The following is a 9,631-nucleotide window of genomic DNA, read 5'->3' as shown; positions in this document are numbered from 1 at the left end:
TACCTAAGCTGTTTCATGATATGGGTTGTATCTCTTTTATTCTAGACTGACTATAGTAGGATTTTTTATTTTTAATCTGTCTTAATATAAGATATGGTCCAAAACCAAAAACTATTAGAAATAAAATAAGCATAGCTATTAAAAATAACGCTGCGTATTCAAAGTCTTTGATAAAAATATAACTAAATATTACTACTGTAAAGAAAAAGAAACCTTGCCCAAACAACCAACTAAAGCAATAAGCCATCAAAAATCCAATTAATTGATATGAGTTAATAATGGGGTGAAACAGTAGGTAATCTGGGTTTACCTCATGCATATCACGGCTTAGCTTCTCTACGCTGGCTGTTTTTTCTCGATACGCAGGTATGCTCCCTTCCCAAGATCGGCTTAGTAGCTTTTCAATGGAGTGAGTATTATTAGGAGGATTGTAAATCATTAGTTTAAACAACAAAAGTTGAAAAATAACAGCATTATACATCCTGTTCTTAAACAATGTAACTATCCCCTAAAATAACACAGCTCAAACGTAGAATTTCTTATAAAATACCCATAAGGATTTTTAATATGAGCAAACGAATGACTGAGACCCAAATAGTATCCATATTAAAAGAAGCAGAAGCTGGGATACCTGCTAAAGAGCTGTGCCGTGGAAATACGGGGTAGCTAGCTCGACTTTTATAATGAGGAACGTTAAGAAACAGTCTGGGAGACTGTTTTAGTGACGCAAGACGAAGCGATAGCGAAGTTAAATCTAAATATGGTGGTATGGAAGCGTCTGACGTCAAACGCTTAAAAGAGCTTGAAGAAGAAAACCGCAGACTTAAACAGATGTATGCTGACTTAAGCTTAAAATCTCAGATGCAAGAAGAGATCATAAAAAAGCTATAGCGCCTGTACCCGAGCGCAAAGTCTGGGCGCAAGAATTACAGGCGCAGTATGGTGTTAGTATTGCAGTGAGCTGTCAGGTGGTCTGTATGAGCCGAACCGCTTACTACTATAAGCCTAAGCTATCTGATGATAGTGAGATTATTGATGTCTTAAATGAGCTAACAGATAAGCACAATCGTTGGGGTTTCCCAAAGTGTTTTAAGCGTATACGCAAGCTTGGCTATTCATGGAATCATAAGCGAGTACACCGTGTTTATACCGCGTTAAACTTAAACCTACGCCGTAAGTCTAAAAGACGGCTACCAGCACGTAACCCCCAGCCGCTAAGTGTACCAAATACATTAGGTCATACTTGGTCTATGGATTTCATGAGTGACAGACTACACAACAATATTCGCTTTCGAACCTTTAATGTGATTGATGATTACAACCGTGAAGTATTAGGCATTGATATTGGTACCAGTATGCCTTCTCACCGAGTGATTCGCTACCTCGACCAGTTAGCCGAGTGGCATGGTTATCCTAAGCAAATTCGTGTGGATAACGGCAGTGAGTTTACATCCAGCATATTTACTGATTGGGCATCAGCTCATGGTATTTATATTGATTATATCGAGCCTGGCTGTCCTTATCAAAATGCTTATATTGAACGGTTTAATCGTAGTTATCGCAATGAGGTCTTGGATTGTTATTTATTCAATGATTTAAATGAGGTCAGTCAACTGACTGAGGAATGGATCACGGTTTATAACACCGAAAGACCCCATGATTCACTTAATGATATGACACCTGCCGAGTACAGACAGGTGGCTTAATTATTCTACGATGATGTTGTGTTAAGAATGGGGTATTTACAACAACACTATCTTATTCTTTCACTCTCTACCCCATCACAACGAGCCAAAAGATAAAATACGAAGCAGCCTATCAAGCAAGCTTGGATAATCACCACCTTTCACTGCACCGAGCGAATCAATATAAAATGCTGAAAAGATCAGCATGACAATAGTAGACACAAATAAGACAGCGGCAAAAACAAGCTTATAGCGAAGTGATAATTTATCTTGAAGGTTACCCTCAGGTGGATACTTATTCGAATCGTGAGGATCATTGGTATCAATTTGACACTCTGCCTCTATAGGCTCACTAAAGAGCGGCGTGATGCTGGTATTGATAGAGAGTAACCTTCCTAAATAGCGCAGCCATAAAACCGGGGTAATCGCTAGCAAAGAGACATCAGGGGTAAATGAAGTCTTTGGATACTCCATGTTACTGTAGGTATTATGTCCACCCAGAACCACTCTTTGAAAAGAGACCAATGGATTTTCTCGCTTTTGATGGAAAATACTGCGGGAGCTGATGTGCCGTAAGTCGAGTCGTAATATGATGGCGATACTGATGGCCTTTGTGGTCATTGGGCTAAGCTGTACTGCTGTAGCGCTAGGTTTGCCGATTATTTATGGTATTTGGCTAATTATTTTGGCACCTATAGTGATGATTTGGTTTTTTGGACGAGACAACGAGCACTGGCTGGCTAAGGATAGCAGCTAAGTGTGTTTGCGACAGGTCTGGCCGTGATAGTGTGACAATATGACAACGTAAAAAGCAGAACAATGTGAAAAGTAGAACAAGGCAGTTCACAGTAAGTGCGACATCACAAAAACGGCAGTGGTACAATAAATTTAAACAGTCGTTTGCTTGATACAGCAGTGATAGGGTATCTGGCATGGTTTAAAGACATCATAAAAAAGGATTTTTGTACCCATGAAACACCCAAATCGTCTCTCTCAATTGATCAATACCAATGGTTTACAGCATGCAGGCTATCTGGCGGTCGCCAAGACTCGCGCCAAAGTGCTAAAAGCGTTTTCTTATGTTGTGCCGATTAGAAGACCGATGTTGTTTGTCGGTGAGACCTCATGTGAGGAGCTGTGCGATATGCTGATAAATGAAGGCAACGCTCATGTCTTTATCGTCACAGATGCTGTGCTTGATAAGCTGGGCATCCCTGCCAAAGTCACCGACTATCTGGATGAGAAAAATATCCGCTACCATATCTATGATGGTATCACGCCAGACCCAACGTTTGCTGTGGTCAAAGAAGGATTGCGCCAATCTGTCGCCGCCAAGTGCGATTCGATCATTGCCATCGGCGGCGGTTCGGTCATCGATGCGGCCAAAATGATCGCCATGGCCCAAGGTAATAAATGTCAGCCTGAGCAATTAATCGGACTTTTAAAAGCCAAAAAGCCCTCTGTACCGCTTTATTGTATTCCTACCACTGCTGGTACTGGTTCAGAGGCGACCCTAGGTGCGGTGGTGTCTGATGACAAAACTCACCAAAAAGCGCTGTCGATTGACCCCAGAATGGTACCCCTAGCAGCCGCTATCGATCCTGTGATTATGAAAGGGATGCCTAAGCATATCACTGCGGATACTGGTATTGACGTTTTGACTCATGCCTTAGAGGCGTGGATGAGCGCTAATGCTAGCGTTGAGACCGACTATTATGCCGCTTCTGCCACCAAAGCGGTGATGCAGTATCTGCCAATCGCCTATGAAAATGGGGAAGACCTGCAGGCTCGCGAAGAAATGGGGATAGCTGCACATTATGGCGGTATCGCCTTTAACAAAGCGGGTCTTGGCTATGTCCATGCCATCGCGCACCAGCTAGGGGCGTATTATGGTATTCCTCATGGTCGTGCCAATGCCATCGTCTTGCCTTATGTGCTAGACGTCAATCGTCAAGCAAGCAAAAAAAGACTGGCCAAGCTGGCCAAGCAGACAGGAATGATCAGGCAAGGCAACGCTGGTAATAGTGATGCTGAGATCGCCGATCATCTAATCGCGCAAGTGCGCGACTTGATTGCTAGCTTACACATCGACCCAGCGGTAAGAGGCATGCAAAGCAGTGATTTTGATGACATCGCAAAAGCGGCGGCAAAAGAAGTCAGTGATACTTATGCGGTGCCGACCTATCTGTCACCTGCCGAAATCAAAGACATCTTAACAAGGATCAAACACGCCAGTGAACAGCATAGTGCTGCTGCCAAGACGGCGAATGCGGTCGCTTAGGGTGCTCTTGTTTAAAGCACAGGCTGGCACGGCGACTGGATCGCTCAGATGCAGCCGAGCGTCTAAGGCTGACGAAAAGTGACAAAAAAGGATACTGAACGCAGTATCCTTTTTGGGTTTTGTTTGGGCGTTTATCTGGGTTTAGATGTTAGGCTTGATTGCTTGCGACATTAAAACGCCGGTCGACGCTTGGGCACCGCGTCCAAAAATTCATTACGTGCTTGATTGTCGTGAAGATACTCACCCAGCATGGCGGTACTACGGGTGGTTGACTGTTGTTTGTTGACGCCGCGCATCATCATACACATATGCGAAGCATCCATTACCACAGCTACCCCGCGACACCCTGTCACATCCATGATGGTTTGGGCGACTTGCTCGCTTAGGTTTTCTTGGATCTGCAAGCGGCGAGCAAACATGTCGACGATGCGCGCAAACTTTGACAGACCCAATACATGACCATTTGGTAAATAACCGATATGCGCCACGCCATGAAACGGTAGCATATGATGCTCACACAGCGAGTAAAACTCGATGTTTTGCACCAATACAAGCTCGCGATTGGTCGATGGGAATACCGCGTCATTGACGACTTCTTCTAAGCTTTGATGATAGCCTTGCGTCAAATAAGAAAACGCCTTTGCTGCTCGCGCAGGCGTGTCTAGTAAGCCTGGGCGATTTAAGTCTTCGCCAGTTGAGTCAATCAATTGACGATAAGAGTCGATATTTTCTTTATAATCTGGAGTGATGATGGGGGTATTACTCATAAGTTTGGCAGCCATCCAAAATGTGGGTGTAGCTTAACGCTAAATCCTCAGTTACAAGCACTCGATTACGAGCAAGGGTTGTAAGGGATTTTTATAAAAATTGTGCAAGCTGGGAAGGGCTGTGATTATACTTGAAAAAGGCTTAACTTCATACTGCTGTGGCCAGAGTTGCGCGTTTTATCGCCATCAGGCATCACCATAACATAGAGGATGCCAGCATCTGTATCAGTAAGTACAGTTTACGACTGTTTACTTAAATCAATTCGTGTATAATGAGTCATCTTTTTATCATACTTATAATGAGCATTTATACTCTCGAACGATTCAAAAGGAAATATTATGCTACTGCAAGGACAACGATTTGTCGTAACTGGCATCGCAAGTAAACTCTCTATCGCATGGGCGATCGCAGAAGCGTTGCACCGTGAAGGCGCTTCATTGATTTTGACTTATCCAAATGAGAAAATCAAAAAACGGGTAGATATGGCAGCCGAAGCATTTGAGGCAGACTTGGTGTTAGAGTGTGATGTCGCCTCAGATGACTCTATCGCCGCTTGCTTTGAGCAAATCACCGCACATTGGGGCGATGGTATCGATGGCGTCGTACATGCTATTGGCTTTGCGCCAATGGATCAGCTCGATGGCGATTTTGTTAGCGCCACCACTCGTGAGGGCAGTCAAATCGCGCACGATATCTCAAGCTACAGTTTTGTAGCATTGGCCAAAGAGGCGCGGTCGTTACTGGCTATGCGTCATGGCTCGATGCTGACACTGACTTATGAAGGTAGTATCTCAGTATTGCCAAACTATAATGTCATGGGGATGGCCAAGGCAAGCTTGGAGGCCAGTGTGCGTTATCTAGCGACATCGATGGGCGGTGAAGGTATCCGTGTCAACGCTATATCAGCAGGGCCTATCCGTACGCTGGCCGCCAGCGGCATCAAATCTTTTAGAAAAATGCTCGATATCAGCGAAAAGATAGCGCCGCTACAACGCAATATCACCCAAACAGAGGTCGGTAACGCAGCGTTGTTCTTGCTATCACCATGGGCTTCAGGTATCACCGGTGAGATTATGTTTGTGGATGCTGGGTTCAATACCGTGGCCATCAGCGAGCAGCTAATGATGGCTGATGAGTCAAAGTAGCCGCTCAAGGTAAGGGCATGAACTGACATATTCAGTGATATTATTTAGCAAAGACAGAAGGCAGCCTATGGGCTGTCTTTTTTGGTTATAATAAAGGCTTTTTGGCCCTAGGCCATGAAACGACAAATATGATCACCAAACTACCAAAGTGGATATTATGGGGCGGCGCGATTTTAGCGTTTAGTGCCGGCTGCGTAAATACAGCGGCGCTGATGGGCTTTGCGCGTCTTTCTGTCTCGCACGTCACGGGTAATGTGAGTCTGTTTGCCGCTGCAATCGCTTACATGGATGCTCGTAGTATCTTGTATATCGGGGCGCTGCTACTGTCGTTTTTGGCAGGTGCGATATTAAGCGGTTATGTGATCGGGCAGACGTCCCTAAAGCTTGGGCGACGTTATGGCCGCGCGTTATATATCGAGGCGGCACTACTGCTGCTCAGTTATTGGCTATATCAGCAGCATGACTACTTAGGGCAGCTGGCGGCAGCGATGGCCTGCGGTTTACAAAATGCCATGGTAGCGACTTATAGTGGGGCAGTCATTCGCACGACTCATTTGACAGGTCTTACCTCAGATATGGGTGCGGCCATCGGAAACTGGCTGGCAGGTCGTGCCATCAGCAAGCCTACCTTAGGGTTTCAAGCGATTATCTGGTACTGCTTTTGTGGTGGTAGTGCGCTTGGGGCGTTTTTATTTGCAAAGGTCGGTTATGATGCGCTGTTTGTGCCCATTAGCATCGTACTTAGCGCGGCGTTTATTTATAACTATGTCTCAGACCGCTTGCCGGAGAAAAGATAATTAAAATAAAGATAAACTAAAAAAGAGCGTATCTTAAGAAAAAGATCTAGGACACGTGCTCATAAAAGAAAGCGCTCATCATTCCAATGAGCGCTTATAGCAAACAATACATAAATGGCGCGTTGTCAGTGGCAATGCGCTTATTTTACGTGGCTGCTTAAAATTATAAAAATATTTGAAAAACCAGCGAATTACTTATCGCTTTCTTCGTTATGATCTTCGTGCTCATGCATGCCTTGCATCATGTCTAGGGCAGAGTCATCGGTACGCTGCTGGTCTTTTTGGTCAAGGCCATCTTGATTGATATCTTTACGAGCCATTTTTGTGGTCGAGTTTGTTTTATTGTCATCTGTCATGAAATGCTCCTAATAGTTATTGTCAATTTGATTGAAGACATGTCCTAGTATGAAAGAGCATGGTGGTGTTGTACATATGGTGTGTATGCGTGTTTAGTGACGATGTGTAACTGGCGGTTTGTAACTAAAGACTCATAACTAAAGCGCATGATCCTTGCTACTTGGCAGAACGGTATTTGCTAGCAGCGCCATCGATGACGAAAAATGTTGCTTAGATAAGTAATTGAGTTTAAAGCATTCTTATAAACGAACATTGATACAGGTCAATCAAGTGCTTTGTCAGGCGCGTTTTTTACGATATATCTGCTATGATGACAGCCTGTTTTTTGCTGATAACCCGCCAGTTATCACAATTTATACTCTCTCTTTGGTTTATCTTTAGGGTTTTTTTACACTGTCTTTGGATCAATAAGGACATTTTATGTCAAAGCAAAAACTAGACAGCCATCTTCCTGATGATGGCAATGAGTATTTATTTACCGATACCTTTCCGAAGGGGACGGGTAAAGGGCTGATAGTGGTCGCCATCGCTGCCATTATCGCTATGATTATCTATAACGTTTTACCCTTTGAAGTCAATGCCAATAAAGGCCTTGCGGTGCTGTTTTTTATCGGTGTGCTGTGGTTGACAGAGGCGGTACACGTGACTATCACCGCCTTGCTGGTCGTCGTGGTCGGGGCGCTGGTTGGCATACCTGAGTTTGATGCCAAGATTGGCCTACAAAGCTTTGCCAGCCCGACTATTTATTTGTTTTTTGGTGGTTTTGCACTAGCCGCTGCCTTACATGTACAACAGCTAGACAAAAAAATCGCCCTAAAGATATTATCGATGTCAGGTGGTAAGCTGAGTACGGCGGTGTTTTTGATATTTGCCGTGACCGCGTTTTTATCGATGTGGATATCTAATACTGCTACAGCGGCGATGATGCTGCCACTGGCGCTGGGTATTCTCACGCAAGTGGATCGCGAAAAAGACCGCGGCACTTTTGTTTTTGTGCTGCTGGGTATCGCATACTCAGCCAGCCTTGGGGGCTTGGGTACTATCGTGGGCTCGCCGCCTAATGCTATTGCGGCAAAAGCGCTCAACATCGCCTTTGTAGATTGGATGAAGTTTGGTGTACCCATGATGTTGGTGTTGTTGCCGCTGCTCTTGGGGGCGATGTATGTGTTTTTAAAACCCAACCTCAACCGCACAATCACTGTACTCGATGAAGCGCCAATCGCGTGGAACAAGCCGCGAGTTGTGACGATTATCGTCTTTATTATCACTGCCTTTAGTTGGATATTTTCTAAAAAAATTGGTGCAGCGCTCGATATCACTGATACCGATGCTATCATTGCTTTGTCAGCGGCCGCCGCGGTGGTCAGTCTGGGTCTGGTATCATGGAAGCAAGTCTCGGACAATACCGATTGGGGTGTGCTCATGCTGTTTGGTGGCGGTATTGCGCTATCGACGATCTTAAAAGTATCGGGCGCATCATTGGTGCTGGGTGAGACGGTGGCAAGTGCGCTGTCTTCTGCGCCGCTGATCTTGGTGATGATTGCGGTGTCGGCCTTTATTATCTTTTTGACTGAGTTTGCCTCAAACACCGCGTCAGCTGCGCTGCTGGTGCCAGTATTTGCGGCGATTGCTGAGCAAATGGGTCTGCCGCATGAGGTGCTGGTGCTGGTCATCGGTATTGGCGCATCTTGTGCCTTTATGCTACCTGTTGCGACACCGCCAAACGCCATTGTCTTTGGTACTGGGTTGATCAAACAATCTGAGATGGTCCGCACAGGGGTAATACTCAACATCATTGCCACCGTCGTTGTTGGATTGTGGGCGTATTTTTTCTTGATATAGCCTCAAATATATCCGACTAAGACATACCAATACAGACAAAACCCGATGTTTCCATGACTATTGGACATCGGGTTTTTGTTTTTATATACGCGGCAGGGCCGGACAACAGTGATAATTGATAAATATTGTATCGTCAGTTCACTATAGAGGTGTTATACAAGGCTGATGTGGTCAAGGCATTTTTGGAGTAAACTAGTCCAAATATAGCTCATCACACAGTGGTTTAAATAACGGCTCAAATAATAGCTCAAGTAGTAATAAGCCAAGCAAAGCTACCTGTACCAAAGTCTAATCGCTTATAACTTTATATAGACGTTATGCAGCCATTCTAACTGAATAAAGAGGTACCATCATATGCCCCTAACTATGTATTATAAAAACGGTATGATTCGTAAAACGCGCTGTCACATCCCTGATGATCTGGTGCCGACACTCTATCAGATTCATGATAATGCCAGCTTTCCGCAATTGACTTGGCTGATTGATAATCTTTATGAAAGCCCGCAGATCGAACCTGCTACCGCGCGAGCATTGGCCGATGAGATGGTAGCATTTGAGCGCTTGATACTGTCGTTGCACCTGCCTTTTCCTAGAGTACCGTTACAAACGCTGCAAGACTTCTTTGCAAAGGCAGCTAGAGATCAGCGGACGATTTATAGCAGTAGCGATTGATTATTTCAACAGTTCCTATATCTTTATAGTGTTTTTAAAACAGCTTTCTAAAAGGTTAAAAGCTAATTTAAGCTACCAAGCAAA

General features: G+C 44.6%; 9 protein-coding genes and 1 pseudogene. 6 read left to right on the top strand and 4 right to left on the bottom strand.

Annotated features, from left to right (window positions below; all coding sequences use genetic code 11):
* Window positions 1-13: 13 nt before the first annotated feature.
* Complete coding sequence (locus JFC05_RS03820) at window positions 14-481, bottom strand: hypothetical protein (protein ID WP_198335835.1); 468 nt, start codon at window positions 479-481, stop codon at window positions 14-16.
* An 86-nt stretch (window positions 482-567) separates the two neighbouring features.
* Here JFC05_RS03820 and JFC05_RS03815 point away from each other — a divergent pair.
* Window positions 568-1,706 (top strand): annotated as a pseudogene (locus tag JFC05_RS03815) (IS3 family transposase).
* Between the two features lie 75 nt (window positions 1,707-1,781).
* On the opposite strand, the gene JFC05_RS03810 reads toward JFC05_RS03815, so the two are convergent.
* Window positions 1,782-2,306: a hypothetical protein gene (locus JFC05_RS03810; protein WP_198335834.1), complete on the bottom strand. Its 525-nt coding sequence runs from the start codon at window positions 2,304-2,306 to the stop codon at window positions 1,782-1,784.
* Between the two features lie 349 nt (window positions 2,307-2,655).
* On the opposite strand from JFC05_RS03810, the gene JFC05_RS03805 reads away from it, so the two are divergent.
* Window positions 2,656-3,966: an iron-containing alcohol dehydrogenase gene (locus JFC05_RS03805; protein ID WP_198335833.1), complete on the top strand. Its 1,311-nt coding sequence runs from the start codon at window positions 2,656-2,658 to the stop codon at window positions 3,964-3,966.
* A gap of 170 nt (window positions 3,967-4,136) precedes the next feature.
* Here JFC05_RS03805 and folE read toward each other — a convergent pair whose 3' ends face one another.
* The gene (gene folE / locus JFC05_RS03800) at window positions 4,137-4,733 is read right to left on the bottom strand and encodes a GTP cyclohydrolase I FolE (protein ID WP_172953095.1); all 597 of its coding nucleotides are present in this window, start codon (window positions 4,731-4,733) and stop codon (window positions 4,137-4,139) included.
* Between the two features lie 339 nt (window positions 4,734-5,072).
* Between folE and JFC05_RS03795 the strand changes: the two genes are divergently transcribed.
* Window positions 5,073-5,879, top strand: a complete 807-nt coding sequence (locus tag JFC05_RS03795; RefSeq protein ID WP_075100887.1) for an enoyl-ACP reductase FabI — start codon at window positions 5,073-5,075, stop codon at window positions 5,877-5,879.
* A gap of 128 nt (window positions 5,880-6,007) precedes the next feature.
* The gene (locus JFC05_RS03790; protein ID WP_075100886.1) at window positions 6,008-6,676 is read left to right on the top strand and encodes a YoaK family protein; all 669 of its coding nucleotides are present in this window, start codon (window positions 6,008-6,010) and stop codon (window positions 6,674-6,676) included.
* Between the two features lie 191 nt (window positions 6,677-6,867).
* Here JFC05_RS03790 and JFC05_RS03785 read toward each other — a convergent pair whose 3' ends face one another.
* Window positions 6,868-7,032, bottom strand: a complete 165-nt coding sequence (locus JFC05_RS03785; protein ID WP_198335832.1) for a hypothetical protein — start codon at window positions 7,030-7,032, stop codon at window positions 6,868-6,870.
* A gap of 421 nt (window positions 7,033-7,453) precedes the next feature.
* Here JFC05_RS03785 and JFC05_RS03780 point away from each other — a divergent pair, with 421 nt between their 5' ends.
* Complete coding sequence (locus JFC05_RS03780; RefSeq protein WP_198335831.1) at window positions 7,454-8,875, top strand: SLC13 family permease; 1,422 nt, start codon at window positions 7,454-7,456, stop codon at window positions 8,873-8,875.
* Between the two features lie 354 nt (window positions 8,876-9,229).
* Window positions 9,230-9,547: a hypothetical protein gene (locus JFC05_RS03775; RefSeq protein ID WP_198335830.1), complete on the top strand. Its 318-nt coding sequence runs from the start codon at window positions 9,230-9,232 to the stop codon at window positions 9,545-9,547.
* Window positions 9,548-9,631: the final 84 nt, after the last annotated feature.

Origin of the sequence: Psychrobacter celer, assembly GCF_016107555.1 — a bacterium.
Taxonomy (GTDB): Bacteria; Pseudomonadota; Gammaproteobacteria; order Pseudomonadales; family Moraxellaceae; genus Psychrobacter; species Psychrobacter celer.
Note: the sequence above shows the minus strand (reverse complement) of the source record. Positions and strands in the feature narration are given on the sequence as shown.